This window comes from Neobacillus sp. PS3-12 (assembly GCF_030915385.1).
Classification (GTDB): Bacteria; Bacillota; Bacilli; order Bacillales; family Cytobacillaceae; genus JAEVLT01.
The window spans coordinates 3,084,787-3,104,766 of record NZ_CP133268.1; the positions used below are offsets into that span (position 1 = coordinate 3,084,787).

19 protein-coding genes are annotated in these 19,980 nt (G+C 38.6%); 10 read left to right on the plus strand and 9 right to left on the minus strand.

All coding sequences use genetic code 11. From position 1 onward, the window contains the following. Positions 1-121: 121 nt before the first annotated feature. Positions 122-448 carry an AzlD domain-containing protein gene (locus tag RCG17_RS15745; protein ID WP_308171101.1) on the minus strand — a complete coding sequence of 109 codons (327 nt, stop codon included), beginning with the start codon at positions 446-448 and terminating at the stop codon, positions 122-124. After that, positions 439-1,158 (minus strand): AzlC family ABC transporter permease, encoded by a 720-nt coding sequence (locus tag RCG17_RS15750; protein ID WP_308171102.1) that lies wholly within the window; start codon positions 1,156-1,158, stop codon positions 439-441. The genes RCG17_RS15745 and RCG17_RS15750 overlap by 10 nt, the downstream gene beginning before the upstream one ends. 126 nt (positions 1,159-1,284) lie before the next feature. Here RCG17_RS15750 and RCG17_RS15755 point away from each other — a divergent pair, with 126 nt between their 5' ends. The 7 genes from RCG17_RS15755 to RCG17_RS15785 all read left to right on the plus strand — a co-directional run bounded on the left by RCG17_RS15755 (position 1,285) and on the right by RCG17_RS15785 (position 6,882). Further along, positions 1,285-2,655, plus strand: coding sequence for an aminotransferase-like domain-containing protein (locus RCG17_RS15755; RefSeq protein ID WP_308171103.1), 1,371 nt, complete (start codon positions 1,285-1,287; stop codon positions 2,653-2,655). 314 nt (positions 2,656-2,969) lie between these two features. Then, positions 2,970-3,191 carry a heavy-metal-associated domain-containing protein gene (locus RCG17_RS15760; RefSeq protein ID WP_308171104.1) on the plus strand — a complete coding sequence of 74 codons (222 nt, stop codon included), beginning with the start codon at positions 2,970-2,972 and terminating at the stop codon, positions 3,189-3,191. A 33-nt stretch (positions 3,192-3,224) separates the two neighbouring features. Beyond that, complete coding sequence (locus RCG17_RS15765; protein WP_308171105.1) at positions 3,225-3,452, plus strand: heavy-metal-associated domain-containing protein; 228 nt, start codon at positions 3,225-3,227, stop codon at positions 3,450-3,452. Positions 3,453-3,467: 15 nt separating this feature from the next. Next, the gene (locus RCG17_RS15770; RefSeq protein ID WP_308171106.1) at positions 3,468-5,393 is read left to right on the plus strand and encodes a heavy metal translocating P-type ATPase; all 1,926 of its coding nucleotides are present in this window, start codon (positions 3,468-3,470) and stop codon (positions 5,391-5,393) included. A gap of 53 nt (positions 5,394-5,446) precedes the next feature. Further along, complete coding sequence (locus tag RCG17_RS15775) at positions 5,447-6,157, plus strand: Crp/Fnr family transcriptional regulator (RefSeq protein WP_308171107.1); 711 nt, start codon at positions 5,447-5,449, stop codon at positions 6,155-6,157. 44 nt (positions 6,158-6,201) lie between these two features. Further along, positions 6,202-6,663: a flavodoxin gene (locus RCG17_RS15780; protein WP_308171108.1), complete on the plus strand. Its 462-nt coding sequence runs from the start codon at positions 6,202-6,204 to the stop codon at positions 6,661-6,663. A gap of 24 nt (positions 6,664-6,687) precedes the next feature. After that, positions 6,688-6,882, plus strand: a complete 195-nt coding sequence (locus RCG17_RS15785) for a diguanylate cyclase (protein ID WP_308171109.1) — start codon at positions 6,688-6,690, stop codon at positions 6,880-6,882. Positions 6,883-6,939: 57 nt separating this feature from the next. Here the strand turns inward: RCG17_RS15785 and RCG17_RS15790 are convergent, their stop codons facing one another. Then, the gene (locus tag RCG17_RS15790; RefSeq protein WP_308171110.1) at positions 6,940-7,725 is read right to left on the minus strand and encodes a GNAT family N-acetyltransferase; all 786 of its coding nucleotides are present in this window, start codon (positions 7,723-7,725) and stop codon (positions 6,940-6,942) included. Positions 7,726-7,921: 196 nt separating this feature from the next. Between RCG17_RS15790 and RCG17_RS15795 the strand changes: the two genes are divergently transcribed. Continuing rightward, positions 7,922-8,683, plus strand: coding sequence for an SDR family NAD(P)-dependent oxidoreductase (locus RCG17_RS15795; protein WP_308171111.1), 762 nt, complete (start codon positions 7,922-7,924; stop codon positions 8,681-8,683). A 341-nt stretch (positions 8,684-9,024) separates the two neighbouring features. Next, a complete protein-coding gene (locus RCG17_RS15800; protein WP_308171112.1) occupies positions 9,025-10,476 on the plus strand; it encodes an NADP-dependent glyceraldehyde-3-phosphate dehydrogenase in 1,452 nt (483 codons plus the stop codon). A gap of 43 nt (positions 10,477-10,519) precedes the next feature. On the opposite strand, the gene RCG17_RS15805 is transcribed toward RCG17_RS15800, so the two are convergent. From RCG17_RS15805 to RCG17_RS15830, 6 genes are all read right to left on the minus strand, one after another. After that, complete coding sequence (locus tag RCG17_RS15805) at positions 10,520-12,013, minus strand: peptide MFS transporter (RefSeq protein ID WP_308171113.1); 1,494 nt, start codon at positions 12,011-12,013, stop codon at positions 10,520-10,522. A 194-nt stretch (positions 12,014-12,207) separates the two neighbouring features. Further along, the gene (locus RCG17_RS15810; protein ID WP_308171114.1) at positions 12,208-12,639 is read right to left on the minus strand and encodes an HIT family protein; all 432 of its coding nucleotides are present in this window, start codon (positions 12,637-12,639) and stop codon (positions 12,208-12,210) included. A gap of 35 nt (positions 12,640-12,674) precedes the next feature. Next, on the minus strand, positions 12,675-14,237 hold the full coding sequence (sdaAA, locus tag RCG17_RS15815) for an L-serine ammonia-lyase, iron-sulfur-dependent, subunit alpha (RefSeq protein WP_308171115.1): 1,563 nt from the start codon (positions 14,235-14,237) through the stop codon (positions 12,675-12,677). A 235-nt stretch (positions 14,238-14,472) separates the two neighbouring features. Continuing rightward, positions 14,473-15,888, minus strand: a complete 1,416-nt coding sequence (locus RCG17_RS15820) for a branched-chain amino acid transporter BcaP (RefSeq protein WP_308171116.1) — start codon at positions 15,886-15,888, stop codon at positions 14,473-14,475. Positions 15,889-16,226: 338 nt separating this feature from the next. Next, positions 16,227-16,628, minus strand: coding sequence for a hypothetical protein (locus RCG17_RS15825; RefSeq protein ID WP_308171117.1), 402 nt, complete (start codon positions 16,626-16,628; stop codon positions 16,227-16,229). 125 nt (positions 16,629-16,753) lie between these two features. Beyond that, complete coding sequence (locus tag RCG17_RS15830; protein ID WP_374120961.1) at positions 16,754-18,130, minus strand: sigma-54 interaction domain-containing protein; 1,377 nt, start codon at positions 18,128-18,130, stop codon at positions 16,754-16,756. Between the two features lie 254 nt (positions 18,131-18,384). Between RCG17_RS15830 and pruA the strand changes: the two genes are divergently transcribed. Then, on the plus strand, positions 18,385-19,929 hold the full coding sequence (pruA, locus tag RCG17_RS15835) for an L-glutamate gamma-semialdehyde dehydrogenase (RefSeq protein ID WP_308171119.1): 1,545 nt from the start codon (positions 18,385-18,387) through the stop codon (positions 19,927-19,929). Positions 19,930-19,980: the final 51 nt, after the last annotated feature.

Below are 19,980 nucleotides of genomic sequence, written 5' to 3' on the forward strand. Positions count from 1 at the left end.
TTGAATACTGCTGAAAGAACCAGCCCCTGATAGACAAAGGATTTGGTCTTTCAGGGGGCTGGTATTGTTTAATTTTTTTCTTTTCTTCTTTTTTGCCTGTTGTTTGTTTGATTTTAATAATTTAAAACACAAAACGTAATACCATTATCGAGATGATTCCCGCTACAACTGTTCCTAATAAACTGCGTGTTACAATGGCGATAGTAAAAGCAGGCAACGCGGCAATTAGTTCAAGGTTTTTTTGCAAAGGTTCCAGTTTTCCGTTGGGCATTAGCAACTCTTGCCCCACTAAGGCTGCCATTACAGCAATGGGAACGTAGCTCAACCAGCGCATGGCCCATTTTGGCAGTTCAACACGACTCAGAATCGCAATTGGAAGCACTCTTGGAATAAAAGTTACAAGGGCTGAGCCAAAAATAATTAAAAAGATTGACCATCTTACTTCCATTTTTCCACCGCCATTCCTATGGTGGAGGCAATGATTGTCGCCACAATGACACCTACGCTTCCAGATGCTACTAAACTTACTCCGACAACAATGGCAACCGCACTTAGAGCAACAATCACATCTCTCAGCAATTTTCTTCGGCTGACCATTTGCAGGACAAGAAGGCCAATAAACATTCCCGGCAATGCAAAATCAAGACCGAATTTTTCCGGGCTCGAAATCCATGCTCCAAAAAATGCTCCTGCAATATTGGCAAGGAACCAATTTAAATAAGCCGTTACATTGAGACCATACATCCATTTTTCGCTGAGCCATTTCTTACTTGCTGCTTCATTCATTGCCACACCAAATGTTTCATCAGTAAGTAAAGAACCGATTAATATATTCTTGAAGGGTGTAAGATGACGGAAATAGGGCGATATAGCTGCGCTCATTAAAAGATGGCGGAGGTTTATAAAGAAAATAGTAAAGATAATTGCTAGAGCGGGACTATTTGCCCCAATCATCGCTGCAGCAATAAATTGACCAGAGCCTGCATATAAAAGCAAGGATATCAATCCAATTTCAACAATCGAAAGTCCTGCTGTCTTTTCCACAACACCGGCCGCAAATCCAATGCTTAAGTACCCTAAAACGGTGGGAAGGCAATCCCGTGCACCTGCAAAGAAGCTGCTTTCTTCTTGCGGCAGAACGTTTTGGCTTATGTTCATTTTTTTCACCAACTTTTAACCAATTTTGCATATATTCTAACTTTATCATCCGTATTGTATGGGTTCAATGATATAATTGTATGCAATACAATTTTCCAGGGGGATTAAGGATGCCAGTTAATTCATTTGAAAATTATCCTATGTCGTGGAGGCCAGGATAAAAAAAAGCTGGTCACTCCAATGTATCGATCGATTGCCAGTTTACTGGAATATGATATTCTCAATGGCTTTCTCGCACCCAATACAAAACTTCCTCCGCAACGGGAATTAGCGGATTATCTTGATATTAACCTTAGCACTGTCACAAGGGCGTTTAAAATATGCGAGGTGAAAGGTTTAATCTATGCCGTTACCGGAAGGGGAACCTTTGTTACTCCGAATATAAAAAATGCAATTTTCATGGCAGATAGTGATGAGAATAAGAGTTATATAGAGATGGGGATCATCAAGCCTCTTGATAGCGCAAACTCTATCGTCGCACAGGCAATTAGAAGCATTGCCGCCAAAGATTACCTGGAAAATTTATTAGATTACAGACACCCGTTGGGAATGCCTTATCATCGAATGGCAGCTAAAAAGTGGATGCAGCGCTTTAACATGGATGTACACATTGAAAATATTGCAATCACTTCAGGAGGGCAGAATTCATTTTCGCTGATTCTAATGGCCTTGTTTCATCCGGGAGATAAAATAGCGGTTGATATTTATACGTATCCTAATTTCATTGAACTGGCTAAAACATTGAATATCCAATTAGCCCCTATTGAGGGAGATGAGTTAGGCATGAAGCCGGAGAGATTAGATGCCGTTTGTAGAACAAATTCATTGCAGGGTATTTATTTGAGTCCATCTTGCAATAATCCTACAGCTGTCACAATGAATATGAATCGTAGAAGGGAAATAGCAACGATCATCAATAAACACGGGCTTATTTTAATAGAGGATGACGTATACTCTTTCCTGGCTCCTCATGGTTATTTCCCTATCTCACATTTTGTACCGGAGAGGTTTGTTTATATCCTGAGTGTTGCCAAATCACTTAGCTCTGGTATTCGAGTTGCCTTTATCGCTTACGCCAATCAGTTTGTTGATAAAATTACATATGGAATTTTCAATCTAAATGTAAAAACATCGGCCTTAAATGCAGAAGTTATAACAGAACTAATAAATACAGGAGCTGCAGAACAAATCATTAAGAAAAAGCGAGAAATTTCAAAAGAACGGAATCGGATTTACCAGAAATATTTTCAAATCAATCATCCGAGCGAAAACCCCATTAGTTTTTTTCGCTGGTTACCATTGCATAAAGAATGGCAGCTTAACCAGTTTGAGCATATTGCTTTAACTCGGGGGATCCACGTTTATCATTCTCATCGTTTCTTGGTCAAAAAAGATGAATCTCCCCAATTTATTCGTATTTCACTTACATCTCCTAAGGACTCCGATGAACTGGAAAAAGGGCTTAGGATTCTAAAAGGATTTTTGCTAGAGTCATAAATATCTGATTACCAACATCTCATGTGTTGCCATCATAGATCGGATAGATGATTCAAAGAAGGCAACGAACCTTAGGTTGTTGCCTTTTTACATGTTTATAAAGTGAATATGTGTCTATTATGGTATCTTAAACTTAATACTTTGAAGTTTTGTCCCTATTGACTGCGATGGAACGATCTTTTCATATTATGGGCAGTCCCTTTTACAGGGGCTGCCTTTTTCTATTTTAATAGTAGAAAAGTTTGATGGTAATCAATTTATTTATAGATGATCGGTATTAAGATATGAGTATAAAAGCGAGGGAGGAAAGCAAAATGAAAAACGGGGTATTTCAATTAGAACCATTAACATGTCCATCATGTATTAAAAAAATAGAAACGACGCTTCATAAAGTGACTGGTGTTGATTCGGTGAAAGTTTTATTCAACACCAGCAAAGTAAAAACACAATTTGATGAATCACAAATTGAAGCAGATCAGCTCATTGAAACTATTAAAAGGTTAGGGTACGCAGTATTATCGACAAAAGTCTCCTAATTAAGAACTTTGAAGAAGGGAAGGAAAAAGCGAATGGCGAAGGTAGTATTTCAAGTCGCATTGGAACCGTTTGACTGTGCAGGATGTTTTAAAAAAATGGAAGAACAATTCACTCGCGTGATCGGAATTACTTCTGTTAATGCTTTTCCCCAATTAGGGAGAATTCGAATTGAATTTAAGGAAAAAGAGGTTAGTCCAAAACAATTGGAGACAATAATTGTAAATTCCGGTTACCAAGTTGAATTGAAAAAATTAACCTGATGAACAGGAGAAACTATGGCTAAAATCATATCAAAACCAAAAGATATTATTACCTTCATTTCAATTGCCTTGATTTTAGTTGGTTTTATTTTTGGGCAATTCGGTGATATATTTATAAAAAACCTTGCGCTCATTCTAGCCACCGGGATCGCTGCTGTCCCCATATTTCTTAAAGCAATTCAAGCGCTGAGAATGAAAGCCTTTAGTATCGAGTTATTAGTAAGCATTGCTATTGTTGGCGGATTATCCATTCAAGAATATAGTGAAACAGCGATTGTCTCTTTCTTATTTTTGTTTGGGAATTATTTAGAAGTACGTACATTAGAAAAAACACGCTCATCATTAAAAGAGCTAGTAGAAAAAACACCACAAGAGGCAATTGTTTTTCGAAATGGAGAATATATATCGATTCCCATTGAGGATGTGGAAAAAGGAGATCGTGTTAGGATTCGCTCCGGAAGTAAAGTTCCAGTAGATGGAATAATTGCGACTGGTCATGCTTTGTTAATTGAAGCTGCGATCACAGGTGAATCGGTTCCTGTATGGAAGAAAGAAGAGGAGAAAGTCTACTGCGGCACCATTTTGGATAATGGTTATCTTGAAGTAATTGCTGAAAAGGTCGGAGATGACACCACTTTTGCAAGAATCATTCAATTGGTTGAAGAAGCGCAGGAATCAAAAACGAAAATAGAAAGGTTTCTTGATAAATTTGCAAGTTACTATACGCCTGCTGTTGTGCTTTTATCCATTATCGTATTTGCAATCACCAAGAATCTTAATCAAAGTATCACATTCCTAGTTGTTGCATGTCCGGGTGCTTTGGTAATTGGAGCGCCAGTCTCAGCCATTGCTGGTATAGGCAATGGTGCTAAAAAGGGAGTGATTGTAAAAGGCGGAGAAATCATGGACAAATTCTCTAAGGTAGATACAATCGTTTTCGATAAAACGGGCACCCTTACAGAAGGTAAACCGCAGGTTATTGCTATGAAAGTGTTTGATCACCTTGATGATAATGAATTATTGAGATTAGCGGCTATCGCAGAAACCATTTCGGAACATCCTTTGGGACAAACAATTGTTAAAGAAGCAAAAAGTAGGAAATTAAATCTCGATGGCGAGCTTGAATCTGCCGAAATCATTAAGGGTAATGGTATCCGAGTGAAAATGAATGAGCAGGAGTTGGTGGTTGGAAACCAAAAGTTATTAAGCAGTGAACACATCGAGATTTCGGAAGAAGCTGCTTATTATGCAGTCAACCAAGCAAAAAAAGGAAGTACCGCAATTTTTGTTGCAGTAGATGGAAGTTTAGCCGGAATCATCTCAGTTGCTGATAAACTTCGCGAAGATGCACATAAGGCTTTAGATGAATTAAGAAAAAATGGTATTAAAAGAATGGTTATGTTAACAGGTGATAATAAACATACAGCAAAATTAGTGGCTCAGGATTTGGGATTAGATGAATACCATGCTGAATTATTGCCGAAACAAAAGGTGGATTACGTTCAGAAACTAAAGGAAGATGGCCATGTAGTGGCAATGGCGGGCGATGGTATTAATGATGCCCCAGCCATTGCGGCAGCAGACATAGGATTGGCGATGGGTAAAGGTGGAACAGAAATTTCTATGGAAACGGCCGATATTGTCTTAATGTCAGATCAACTGCTGCAATTTTCTCATGCCTATGCTTTATCTAAAGCAACGATAAATAATATGAAACAAAACACCTACTTTGCTATTGCTACCGCCATGATTCTATTACTTGGTGTCCTACTTGGCTCCGTTCATTTGGCTTCAGGTATGTTCATTCACGAGGGTAGTGTGTTATTCGTTATCTTAAATGCGATGCGGTTAATTAAATTTAAGCTCAAGAATGGAACAATAATAATGGAATCAATTAAGCCGGAAAAACATAATAACAAACTTATCAAAAATATATCATAAGGATAACGCTCTTAATAATGTTAGAAAAAACTTTGAATGAAGGAGGGAAAATAATGGAGTCAAAGGGTACATCCTGCTCTGTCCATCATTGTCATCATGGAAGTCAAAATGCGTGTATTTCTCTGGTTCCCATTTTTAATCATTTGGAAGAGGATCAAATGAATGAAATTATGGGAGCAATTCAGTCAATTACGTATAAAAAAGGGGAAATTATTTATAATGCCGGTGATCAATCGGACTCTTTATATATTGTAAACAAAGGTAAAATCAGAATCTACCGGCTATCTGAGGCAGGAAAGGATCAGCTTGTTCGGATTTTGAGTCCCGGGGATTTTACGGGAGAACTTGCATTGTTTAGCCAGAAAATTCACGAATCGTATGCGGAAGCAATGGTAGAATCTCAAGTTTGTACCATCAAACGCTCTGACCTACAGCAATTTCTCTTAAAATATCCATCCATCTCGATAAAGATTCTAGAGGAATTTTCGAATAGACTAGAGCAGTCGGAAAAACAAATTACTCGTTTTGCAACAGAAAAGGTGGAAACACGACTTGCCCTTTTTTTAGCCGAATGTTTGGATCTTGAGAGTGGAATGAAAGAGATTATATTACCAATGAGCAGAAAAGACTTGGCCTCTTTTTTAGGGACCACTCCTGAAACGCTCAGTCGTAAGTTATCATATCTGGAAACGTCTGGTTATATTAAACAAAAGACTGGTAAAAAGATTGAAATAATAGATTTGGACGGACTACTCCTTATTTAAGAATTTTACGAGTACCATAAAATATAGCAAGGAAGGTGATAGGTATGGGATCCACTTTAATTGTATATGCCAGTATGACAGGAAATACAGAAGAAATCGCTGATCTGATAGCAGAAGGGATTCATCAGGCAGGTGCAACTTTTGTACAAAAAGACATTCTAGAGATAGATGCAGCAGAGCTTCAACATTATGATGGAATTCTTTTAGGAACGTATACATGGGGGGATGGAGATCTTCCTGATGAGTTTCTTGATTTTTATGAAGAAATGAATACGTTAAATTTAACAGGGAAAAGAGCCGCAGTTTTCGGCTCATGTGATTCTTCCTATGAGCATAGAGGAGGAGCAGTAGATCATTTAATGGAAAAATTAAGAGAACTTGGTGCAGATATCGTTCTCGATGAATTAAAAATCGACCTCTCCCCGTCAAAGGAAGAACAGGAACAGTGTATTCAATTTGGGCGGTCCTTTGTTGAAAAATCGTATTCTGTTTTGGAAGCTCGGTAGCCCCCCGATATCTCTTAAAGGTGATTGTGTTCATCAACAGCCCACAGGATAAAAGTAACTGTTAGTATTGGGGTCTCGACAGTAAAAGGCAATGGTAAAGAAGATATTGATATCGATCACCTTATAGACCAAGCAGACATGGCATTGTATCATGCAAAGAACAATGGGAGAAACCGAGTTTGCAATGCAACTGAAGTAGAAAGGCTATCTTGGGTCTAACTGAGCCATTTTTAAATAGAAAAGGCCTTTCAAACGGGAAAGGCTTTTTCTAATCTTCTATCTTGTTTGAATTTCTTTAATCCCTTTTCCCCCTATATAGGCGTGCCCTGTTTTTAAGGTAGTGATGGTTTGAAAGCCATATCTTTGGTATACTTTTTCAACAGATTCATTGATGGGAAAAACCCAGAATTGCTCAATTCCTCTATTCTTCACTTCATTTTGAATAAATTGTATGAGTTCACCGATTAATCGTTTTCCTCGATATTCTTCCAGTGTTGCGACACTTTCCATTCTAGATTGATTGCCATGCTCAAAAATGCAAGCTGTGCTGCAGGCTTTATTGTTATATCTGAGTAAATAGTGGGTAAAGGCAGGATGGTGAAATTGTTCTAAAAATACCTTTTCAACCGCATTCTTCCCTCCGAATTCTTTAATACTACACTCAATCTCTAAAGCCTCTTGAACATTTTCTTCTGTGACTTTTTCAATCACCGTGTTTGGATTTTGTTCGATCTCAATGATTCTGTTATTCCATAATTGTACGGAATTAAGGAATTCCTCGTAGTTGAATCCTTTGTTCTTCAACTCTGAAAGCAGATGCTGCTGTTGTTCTACATGATAAATATAGAATCTTGGGATTATATTTTTAGCCTTGTAATAGTTGATCACTTCATCAATGACCAGTCTTGGATCAACAGCTGGCTCGCTAATATGGGCGTGGTTAGAATCATAATGAACGGGCTGATTTTCATTACAAAAAATCGCGCCCCACGTTGTATCGATCCGATTTGTAAAGGTTTCTATAAAAGCAAAATCAAGCTTAAGAATATCTTCTACGAGCATATAATCACTCCTGACTGTATTCGGGTAAAATAGAAGTGGATTAACCTATACTTTAAAAAGTGGCTACAAATAATTCCTGATATAATGTTTATTAAACATTTAGTAAATAGTATAAGGTGGCGTTGGTATTCTCCGCCTTATACTACATACTTTAGCATCTTTAATTTAAAAATAACAAAAAATAGGAGTCTTTATAATGGATCTACAATTAAAAGGTAAAAACGTACTTATTACAGGAGGCTCAAAGGGAATTGGCAAAGCCATTGCAGAAGTGTTTGTTTCGGAAGGAGCTAATGTTGCGATTTCTGCCCGAGGGTTAGAAGCATTAGAAAAAGCCAAGGAGGACCTCGGTGGTAACCTGCCGATTTTTCCAGCAGATATTACAGATGCTGACGAGAGGGAAAAGTTGATCCGATCATTTATCAAGGAAAAAGGCCGAATAGATGTCCTAGTCAATAATGCTGGAGGCAGCAATGGAGGAAAAGCGACAGAAACAGAAATGAATCTGTATTATCAAGCAATGGAATTAAATTATTTTTCAGCCGTTCATTTAAGTAAATTAGCAGTTGAGCATATGAAAGAGTTTGGCAGTGGGTCGATTATCAATATTACCTCTGTTTTTGGAAGAGAAAGTGGAGGAAAAGTAACTTATAACAATGCAAAGTCAGCCCTCATTAGTTTTACCAAGTCGTTAGCGGATGAAGTTATTTCCTATGGTATAAGAGTAAACAGCATCGCACCAGGAAGTATTTTGCATGAAACAGGAAATTGGATTAAACGCCTCAAGGCGGACCCGAAGGGAATTCAAGAGTTTGTCGAGCGTGATATTCCAGCAGGTCGTTTTGGTACGCCGGAAGAAATAGCCAATGTTGCAGCCTTTCTAGCATCCGATAAATCATCCTGGATTGTTGGGGCAAGTATCAATGTTGATGGCGGGCAGTCGAAGATGAATTTTTAAGATATAAAGTAAAATAGATTAAACCTGAGGGGAAAGGCTGCGGGGCACCGTGGCTTTTTCTATGAAAAATATAACAACTATTTGGTAAAATTTACAATGATGATTATCGTAGATTTTTGTAATATTGTGACAAGTTTTGTAGAAGCTATTTTTATTTTAGCGAAAATGAGTAATAATGATTTTACCTACAGAAATAGGGGAAACAAACGAAGAATATTTTTTCGCAACATGTGGGACATAATTTGTTATAGTGGGTCAAAAAATGTCCATTATGTGCATGTTGGAATTACAAAGTATTCAATTTTCGCTCTTATTCTACAATCATCAGAGGAGGAGTTTTTATGGCAATCAACGCAATAACTGTATCAACCTATCAGTATTACATTAATGGTGAGTGGAAAGAAAGTCAGTCAGGCCAAACAATAGACATCATGTCACCCTACCTTTATGAAGTAATCGGAAAAGTACAGGCTCTTACAAAAGAAGAGGTTGATGAAATCATTGGCTTTGCTCATACAGCACAAAAAGAATGGGCGAAGACATCCCTCCAAGAACGGGCGAGTTATTTATATAAATGGGCAGATGAATTAGTCAGTAGGCAAGAAGAAATTGCTGACGTGATCATGAGAGAAGTCGGCAAAAGCTTTAAAGATGCAAAAAATGAAGTAGTACGTACAGCAGATTTTATCCGTTACACAATCGAAGAGGCCCTGCATATGCATGGTGAAAGCATGAGGGGAGATAGTTTCCCAGGTGGTTCTAAACAGAAAGTGGCGATTGTTGATCGGGTGCCATTAGGAGTAGTATTAGCGATCTCTCCGTTTAACTACCCCGTCAACCTTGCAGCAGCAAAAATAGCACCTGCACTAATGGCAGGAAACGCTGTTGTTTTTAAACCTGCTACACAAGGTTCCATCAGCGGTACAAAAATGATTGAAGCACTTGACGAAGCAGGTCTGCCAAAAGGTCTTGTCGGTCTCGTAACTGGTAAAGGCTCTGTAATTGGTGATTACTTAGTAGAGCACAAGGGAATAAATATGATTTCTTTTACAGGCGGTACGAATACTGGTGTTGCATTAGCGAAAAAAGCAGCCATGATTCCTCTGGTTCTTGAACTCGGCGGAAAAGATCCTGGCATCGTTTGTGAAGATGCGAACTTGAATGAAGCGGCCAAACAAATTATAAGCGGCGGTTTCTCCTATTCCGGCCAACGCTGCACAGCCATTAAGCGTGTACTAGTCCATGAAAACGTAGCAGATGAGCTCGTGGCATTATTAAAAGCTGAAATTGAAAAGCTGTCAGTTGGTTCTCCGGAAGATGGATGTACCGTCGTTCCTCTAATTGATAATAAGTCGGCCGATTTTGTGCAAATTTTAGTTGCAGATGCACTTGGAAAAGGTGCAGAAGTAGTAATCGGGAACAAACGGGAGCATAACTTGATTCATCCGACTCTTCTTGACAATGTGACAGGGGATATGCGTGTAGCGTGGGAGGAACCGTTTGGACCTGTACTTCCGGTGATCCGTGTGTCATCTGAGGAAGAAGCGATTAAGATCGCCAATGAATCAGAATATGGCTTGCAGGCAAGTATTTTTACAAAAGACGTGAACAAAGCATTTAGCATTGCCAATAAAATTGAAGCTGGTTCTGTCCAAATTAATGGACGTACAGAGCGTGGACCAGATCATTTTCCGTTCATCGGTGTCAAAAACTCTGGCATCGGAGTACAAGGTATACGTAAGAGCATCGAATCAATGACTCGCGAAAAAGTAACAGTCTTAAATCTTGCTTAATAAAAAAGCTGCGAAGCAAAATGCTCCGCAGCTTTTTTACGACTTATCGAATACCTTTCATAAAGCCCTGAATTTTTGGTGATAGAGCAAACAATATGAGCGATAGAACGATTGATGCTCCACCAATTACACCAAAATAGGTCATTTCAGATGCAGGTGTATAAAACTTAACCAGCTGTGCATTAAGTGCTTGAGCTGCGGCGTTAGATAAGAACCATAAACTCATCATTTGAGCTGAGAAGGCAGCAGGCGCAAGCTTAGTTGTTGCTGATAATCCAACAGGAGATAAGCACAATTCGCCAATAACGACAATGAAGTAGCTAAGTACAAGCCATAATGGATTTACAAGTGCATGTGTTCCGCCGATCCATGCTGGAACGAGGATCACGACAAATGATAAACCGGCAAACAATAAACCAACCGCAAATTTTTGCGAAATGGTTGGCTGCCTGTCACGTAATTTTACCCAAAGCCAGCCTACAATTGGTGCAAAAACAACAATAAATAATGGGTTTAGTGACTGGAACCATGAAGGATTAATATGCATTCCAGCAAAATTTAATTGTGTACGTTTATCGGCAAAGTTAGCCAAAATCGTTGAACCCTGTTCTTCAATTGCCCAAAACATTACGGATGCAATAAAAAGAGGGATATAAGCAATGATTCTTGAGCGTTCTTCCTTTGCTGTATGCTTACTGCGATACATAACAATGAAGTAAATGGTAGGAATGATAAATCCTAAGAATCCAACTAAACCAATAAAGGATTGAATAGTTAACAGTCCTGCTGTAATCGCAATAATTAGCAGGATTGCAATAACCACGACGCCTGCACCGATTCTAGTAAATGCTTTTTTCTTTTCAACAGGTGATAGGGGATTTAACACAAATGTTCCAGCGAGTCCGAGAGTCTTTTTCCGAGTAAAAACATAAATTACTATTGCTAAAAACATACCAATTGCAGCAAGGCCAAAGCCAAGGTGGAAATTATAGTTCATTCCAACTGTTCCGACAATTAAAGGCGAAATAAAGGCACCAAGGTTTACACCCATGTAAAAAATACTAAAACCAGCATCACGTCTTGCGTCTTTAATATCATACATTTCACCAAGAATAGTGGAGATATTTGGTTTTAACAATCCTGTCCCTAGAACAATCAAGATCATTGAAACAAAGAACATCGTCATGCTGCCTGGTATGGCAAGAGCAATGTGTCCAAACATGATTAAAATTCCGCCATAAAAAACGGATTTTGAAGAACCTAGCATTCGGTCAGAAATCCAGCCGCCGATAATACCTGACATATATACTAATGATCCATAAACAGATGCAATAGCAAGTGCTGTCTGCTGATCAATTCCTAAGCCTCCCTTAGAAACTTGGTAATACATATAATATACAAGGATTGCTTTCATACCATAGTAGGAAAATCGCTCCCAGAATTCCGTAAAGAACAGTGTAAACAATCCTTTAGGATGTCCAAAGAAACCTTTTTGCGGAACACTATCCACAATTTTCTGTCTATTAAAGTCTGACATCGTACAACCTCCTTATTGCTATTTTACTATAATACTTTGAATTTAAAACCTAGTCAATATTCTTTCTAATCAAAAAAAGGAGGTAATTTTTGGAGGAATGTATGAATAAGTTATTTTTTTAAAATAATTAAAAAAAGATATTGAAGCTGGATAAAAAAGTAAGGGGACTATTTGTCCCCTTAGTAAATTAAAACTTATAGATGAGCTTTTATTTTTTCAATCACAACCGCATATTCTTCATCGGATAAGTAGGTTTTTCCAGGATTCATTTCGAAAGTTGACCCCCAATTTTCTTTTCCTTCATATTTGGGAACGGCATGCATATGTAAATGATGCAATGTATCTCCGTAAGCACCATAATTAATCTTATTTGGTTGGAAGGCCTTGTCTATTGCTGCTGCAACCTTTTTGACATCATTCATAAACGCTGCCAAATCTTGTTCGTTAAGATCAAACAGTTCTTTTACATGATCCTTATAGACCACATTACATCTGCCTCTATAGGTTTGCTCCTTAAAAAGAAAGACGGTGGATACACTAAGTTTCCCAATTTCAATCATTAGGTTGTCACGTCTTTCATCTTCCATGCAATACATACAATCTTTGTTTTTTTCCATCATTCTCATCCTCTTCTTGTTAGACTGTAATATGGTTAGTATATCTACGCAATACTAACCAGAATGATATCGTCTAATACCTCAAGTTCTTGTTTTAAGACAGGAATAAGCTGGGGATTAAACTCTTCACCATCAACCTCACAAATGGTAATCGCATCGCCATTTTTTTTCGATCGTTCGAGAGCCAGTCTGGCAATGTTACAACCATTTTTATTAAGAATTCCCGATAATTCAGCAAGAAATCCCTTTTTATCAATATGGCGGATGACGAGTGTTGGCCGTTCCCCCGAAAATTTTAACGGGTAATCATCAAATTCCTGAACCTCTACTTTACCCCCGCCAAGCGAACTAGCCAGGACCTTTACCTTCCGACCTTTTCCTTCTACTTCTATGAGAACCGTATTAGGGTGGTAACTACCAAGAATTCGTTTAGTGAATTCATATTGCAAGCCGTTTTCATCCGCTACCTGCTTGGCATTCGGAATTCTTTCATCCATCGTCGATAAACCAAGTACACCTGCAAGCAGGGCTAAGTCTGTTCCGTGCCCTTCATAGGTTTCGGCGAATGAACCCATCAAGGAGAACCTGACATGCAGTGGTTTTTCGTTTAATAGTTGGTGGGCAATATTACCGATTCGTACCGCCCCTGCAGTATGGGAACTTGAAGGTCCTACCATAATAGGGCCGATGATTTCATAGGCACTTTGGTATTTTGCAGGTTCACTTCCAGTTTTTTTGCCAAAAATCTGTTCCCTAATCTTTTTACCAGTTGGAGTTCCTGCCAATCCGCCTATCCCTGTCTCTCTTAATGCTTCAGGCATTTGCTGTCCTACCTCATGCATGACATGTATTACTTCGTCAGGAGGGATGACACTATTTACTCCCGCCAAGGCCATGTCAGCTGCAGCCTGAGCTGTTAATGCATGTAACCCATTTCTGAATATGCAGGGGATCTCTACAAGACCTGCAACAGGATCACATACAAGTCCTAACGAGTTTTTTAAGGCGATGGATATGGCATTTCCAACCTGAGCAGGAGTTCCTTCTCCTAATTCAACAAGGGTGCCTGCTGCCATGGCTGTCGCTGATCCAATCTCAGCTTGGCAGCCTCCAGCGGCTCCGGATATTGACGCTTTATTAGCAATGACTAAACCGAGTGCAGAAGCGGTAAACATCGAAAGCACGATATCCTCTCGTTTATATTTCCCACTATCAAGGGCATGAATAAGAACGGCAGGTAAAATGCCCGCTGACCCCGCTGTGGGCGTGGCGACAATTCGGCCCATTGCAGCATTGACCTCCGAAACACTGAGTGCATATGCTAAGACGTTTAATGTATAAGGGTGTACGTAAGATTCCCCCTTTAATGCGTACTGATGTACACGGTAGCCATCTCCGCCGGTTAAGCCAGTCCGAGATTTAACAGGACTGGCTGTCCCCTTGCGCACGGCTTCTTCCATCACATCGAATTGAAGTGCCATATTTTTGATTAGCATTTCCTTTGAAATGCCTTTTTGATCTCTTTCTGTATCTAACATAATTTGAGCAATTGAAGTGTGTTCCTTCTCCGCTCGTTCAATTAGCTCAGTTAAACTAGTAAATGACATTTAAAAAACTCCCTTTCTTTGAAGCCTAAACAGTTGAAGATGGAGTATATTCTTTTTCATTAGTAGTGCCTGATTGTAATGAAAATATTCCAATATGTAGCCTACACTAGGTTGTTTCGTTATTCCAGAAAAAAGTTCCAAAAAAATAAAAGGAATTTTTTACTATATAATAGAAGATACTTGAATTTAGGTGCAAAAAAAAGCACGCTTGGAGACTTCCAAACGTGTTTTTTTATCAACTTGCTTTTGTTAGTTTTTCTTTTGCTTTATTCAATGTTGAATGTTTCTGTCCGTAACTGAAATAAATCACTAAACCGATCACAAGCCAAACGAAGAAGCTTACCCATGTGATCGATGGAAGCTGCAGTACGAGATATCCGCAGGATAAAAAGGCTAAAATTGGAATCACCGGAACAAAGGGAACACGAAATCCTTGTTTTGGCGGGCCTTGTTTTTTTCGAAGATATAAAATCCCAATTGACACCGACATAAATGCGAATAATGTACCAATATTCGTTAACTCAGCAAGCTTACCAAGTGGGATTAGGCCAGAAAAAATCGAAACAAGAACGAATGTAATCCATGTATTTACGACAGGAGTTTGTGTTTTCTTATCTATTTTTGAAAAAACCTTAGGAAGTAAACCGTCACGGCTAATAGAATAAAAAAGCCTGGTTTGTCCATAAACCATAACTGTTAGAACGGTTGTAATCCCAGCGATGGCTCCAAGGGAAATAAATCCTGCCACCCAATCTTGGTGGATATAATTAAGTCCAAATGCAACAGGGTTTTTAACATCAAGAAGGTGATAAGGGACAATTCCTGTTAACACAGCTGAAACGGCTACATATAGGATTGTACAGACAAGAAGTGAAGCAATAATCCCAATTGGCATATTGCGCTGCGGGTTCTTAACCTCTTCCGCCGCCGTTGAAACTGCATCAAAACCAATATAGGCATAAAAGGCTGTTGCCGCACCAGCGGTTACACCGGAAAAACCGAATGGCATGAATGGAGTCCAGTTTGCTGGTTTCACATACCAGGCTCCGACACCAAGGAATAGAAGAACGACTGCAATTTTAATAATAACCATGATTGCGTTAAATCTAGCAGATTGTTTTGCTCCGCGAGTTAATAGGAAAGTAATAACGAGAGTAATTAGGATAGCAGGTAGATCAATAAATGTTCCATGTGCTGGGTCATAGGCACTTGATAAGGCTTTAGGGAAATGGATGCCAAAACCAGCAATTAAGCCTTGAAAATAACCTGACCAGCCACTGGCAACAGAAGCGCTGGCAAAACCGTATTCCAGGATTAAATCCCAGCCTAATATCCATGCAATGATTTCGCCAAATGTTGCATAACTATATGTGTATGCACTGCCTGACACAGGTACAGTTGATGCGAATTCAGCGTAACAAAGGGCAGCAAAGACACAAACGATTCCAGATAGAATAAAGGAAAGAATGAGTGCAGGGCCTGCATGTTCAGCAGCTGCCACTCCTGTAAGAACAAAAATCCCAGTTCCAACGATGGCACCAATCCCTAGCATAGCTAAATCAAAGGCGCCCAATTCTTTCTTTAACGAAACGTCCTTTTTGCCTGTTCCCTTTATTAAATCTTGAATGGATTTTTTTCTAAACAAATCCATAATAATATCCTCCTACGTAAATATAAAATGAAATCATCATAATATTCTGATAAAACAATCCGACGAATTTTGTCGAAATTTATCAACAACGAGATATATCATATAATGTATTTTGAAAAAAATCAATATATTTGAAAAATAAAATTTATCGAATATTAATTTAAGAACAATTTGTGACCATTTTGTTAACATCACTAATATTATTTAAGAATATAAAAAAACCTTCGATTGAGAGAAGGCTTCATGCGTTAATTCACTTTTCTGGTCAAAAGTTCATTTTATTATTATAACGTATAAAAAGTGACTGCTGTATTTTATAAGGAAAGGGGTTAAAGAAATTATTTCGTTTTTACCTGAGTATAAGAAGAATTCATTTTATTCCATTCAAAAATCCCTTCGTTTAATTTGATTACAGGATCAAAGGGAGGGGGAGTGATTTCTGCCTCGCTTATTTTATCTGATAGGTACTCTTTCTTGTATTCAAGTAAATCATTTTTCGAAGCAATACGAAAAATCATATTCAAGCTAATTTGGCTAATGGCGACCTGGTTTGCATCGCAGATGGATTCTTGAAATTTTTTATTATATTGAATCATAATGGGAAGGTCACTCACGAGAGCAACACCAAAAACATCCTTTATGATATTTTCGTATTTTATTTGGGATTCTGTAACCCATCTTTTTACTCCATCCTCAGGATTCTCTAAATAGTAGATCGTTTCAATTTGCATTGACACCATATAACAACCTTTCATTAAACAATTAATTTACTTTACTTTAACTATAACACATTTTAGTAAAGTAAATTAAACTTGGTATTATCTGTAATTCAGGCAAAAAAGCCCTGATAGGCCAGGGCTTTCTGTTAGTCCATTTTTAAATTTAATTTTTTCATTCGATATTGTAAGCTTTGCCTGCTTAGACCTAAAATAGCTGCCGTGCGTGAAATATTAAACCCATTTTTACTCAAAACTTGTTTGATATATGCTTTCTCAAACAGTTCCATTTGGTCCTTGAGCGGTGCTGACATGTCTTTCATGTCATTCATATAAGGATCAATGGTAGAAATGGGGTCTAATTTTTCCTTCATGTGCATTTTGCTTCGATATTGATATGGCAAATGAGCATATAGAATGATTTCTTCATCATCCATCATAATATTCATCGCCGCTTCAATAATATGCTCGAGCTCCCTGACATTCCCATGCCAATCATATTCTTGGAAAGAATGGATGACTTCGTTCGATAACCCTTTTACATTCATTTGAAAGCGTTCATTGTATTTTTCAATAAAATGCTGCACAAGTGAAGGCAAGTCTTCCTTTCGCTCTCTTAATGGAGGGATAAAGACGGTTACGACTCCAAGACGATAATATAAGTCTTCACGAAGATGATTGTTCCTCACTGCCTCAAGCGGTTCCTCGTTTATGTTGGCAATGACACGTACATCAACAGGAATATCCTTCGTATCCCCAACACGACGAATTGTTTTTTCTTGAAGAACCCTGAGCAGCTTAGCCTGAAGATTTAAATTAAGCGAGTTAATCTCATCGAGCAGCAGAGTCCCGCCATTTGCCTGTTCAAATAATCCGGGTTGATCAATGGCCCCGGTAAATGCCCCTCGTTTTGTCCCAAAAAGAAGACTTTCAATTAGGTTATCGGGTAACGCCGCGCAATTTTGGGAAATAAATGGTGCCGAGAAGCGATTGCTGGCATTGTGAATGCTTTGTGCAAAAAGCTCCTTCCCAGTTCCCGTTTCCCCCACAATTAATACATAGGAGGAAGTACGGGTTGCTCGTTTCGCACTTTCAATCACTTGTTTAAAAACAGGACTATTTCCGATGATCGTATCAAAGGTAAACCTTGGTGAAACCCTTTGATTTATATTACCCTTGATTAAGCGTTCCAGCTTCGTAACGTCATGGGCAATTTCAACAGCACCTTGAATTTGGCCATCCTGTTTAAGCGGAATCGTGTTGTTAATTGTAGTGATTTCCCGACCCTTGTTATTAAAATAAGTCTGTTTTACATTGGTTGTTTCTTTGCCTTCTTGTAATGCTTTTACAAGAGTACTAGATTGATCCTCCTTAAACATAAAAACGTCCAATAAGTTTTTATGCATCACATCCCGAATATCCATCGATTCCATTTTCATCATTTTCTTGTTATAAACAATGGTCGTTCCGGTTTTATCCACCGCATGAACACCAACGTCAATTTCATCTAATATTTGTTTATACATTTGATTAACAAATTCTAAATAGTGTATTTTATAGTCTGAATTTTCCATGGTGATTCATTCCTTTATACGAGACTTTATACCATCATTTAAGCAAATAATGATGACGAATGCAAAATATTTTTGCACTAAATGATTTTTTATAAATTTTGCGCAAAATTATTTGGCAGAAGATAGGCTAAAGTCCTTTATTTTCGCCAAATCCTTTTTGGCACGGAACTTGCATAATATATAGTAACCAAACAACAGGGGGAAAAATGATGAAACCTTATTCACAAGAACTATTAACTGATTTTTCTATTGAAAAAAATAAACTATGCTTTCAAGAAGCACTCTCAAACGTTGAAGCTCAGCTTGGAAAAGATTATCCAGTTGTCATTGGAGGAGAGAAGATCTTCACTGAAGAAAAAATTATCTCTACTAATCCAGCAAATAAAAAAGAAGTAATCGGGAGAGTATCAAAAGTCGATCAAGAATTAGCTGAAAAGGCGATGCAAGCTGCATTAACTACATTTGAAACCTGGAAAAAATGGCGCCCAGAACATCGTGCCAACATTTTATTTAAGGCTGCTGCGATTTTAAAACGCCGTAAACATGAATTTTCCTCATGGATGGTTAAAGAAGCAGGGAAGCCATGGGTGGAAGCTGACGCAGATACAGCAGAAGCAACAGATTTCTTAGAATATTATGGCCGGCAAATGCTGCGCCTTAAAGATGGATTCCCTGTCGTAAACCGCGAAGGCGAGTTCAACCAATATAACTATATTCCACTGGGAGTTGGAATTATTATTTCACCATTTAACTTCCCATTAGCAATTATGGCCGGAACAACGGTAGCAGCCATTGTAACAGGTAACACCGTTCTTCTTAAACCAGCAAACAGTACACCAATTATCGCAGCAAAGTTTGTAGAGTTAATGGAAGAGGCGGGGCTTCCAAAAGGAGTACTTAACTTTGTTCCTGGCAGCGGTGCCGAGATTGGCGATTATCTTGTAGACCATCCACTGACACGCTTTGTTTCGTTTACAGGTTCCCGTGAAGTTGGCTGCCGCATTTATGAACGGGCTGCTAAAGTACACCAGGGACAAAAATGGCTCAAACGTGTGATTGCGGAAATGGGCGGAAAAGACACCGTTGTTGTCGACCAAGATGCAGATATCGATTTAGCGGTTCAAAGCATCGTCTATTCAGCTTTTGGATTCGCTGGGCAAAAATGTTCTGCAGGTTCCCGTGCAGTTGTTCATCAGGATATTTATGATGAAGTCCTGGAGAAAGCAGTCGCTCTTACAAAAACACTTACAGTTGGGAATCCGGCAGAGGGCTTATACATGGGACCTGTTATTGATGGTCGCTCATTTAAGAAAATTATGAACTACATTGAAATTGGAAAACAAGAAGGTAGACTGATGACTGGCGGTGAAGGCGATGATTCGAATGGCTACTTCATCCAGCCAACTATTTTTGCCGATTTAGATGAAAAAGCACGTTTAATGCAGGAAGAAATTTTTGGCCCTGTTGTAGCTTTCTGTAAAGCACGTGATTTTGACCATATGATGGTAATTGCCAATAACACAGATTATGGTTTAACAGGCGCATTCCTTTCCAAAAACCGAGAGCATATTGAACGGGCACGTGAAGAGTTCCACGTTGGAAACCTGTATTTTAACACGAAATGTACAGGTGCGGTTGTTGGGCATCAGCCGTTTGGCGGATTTAACATGTCTGGTACCGATTCAAAAGCGGGTGGACCAGATTACTTAGTTCTTCATATGCAAGCAAAATCAACATCTGAAAAACTTTAATCGATCGAAGTAAGTCCGAAATGTGGAGGGTGCTCTCTCTTCATCTTTCGG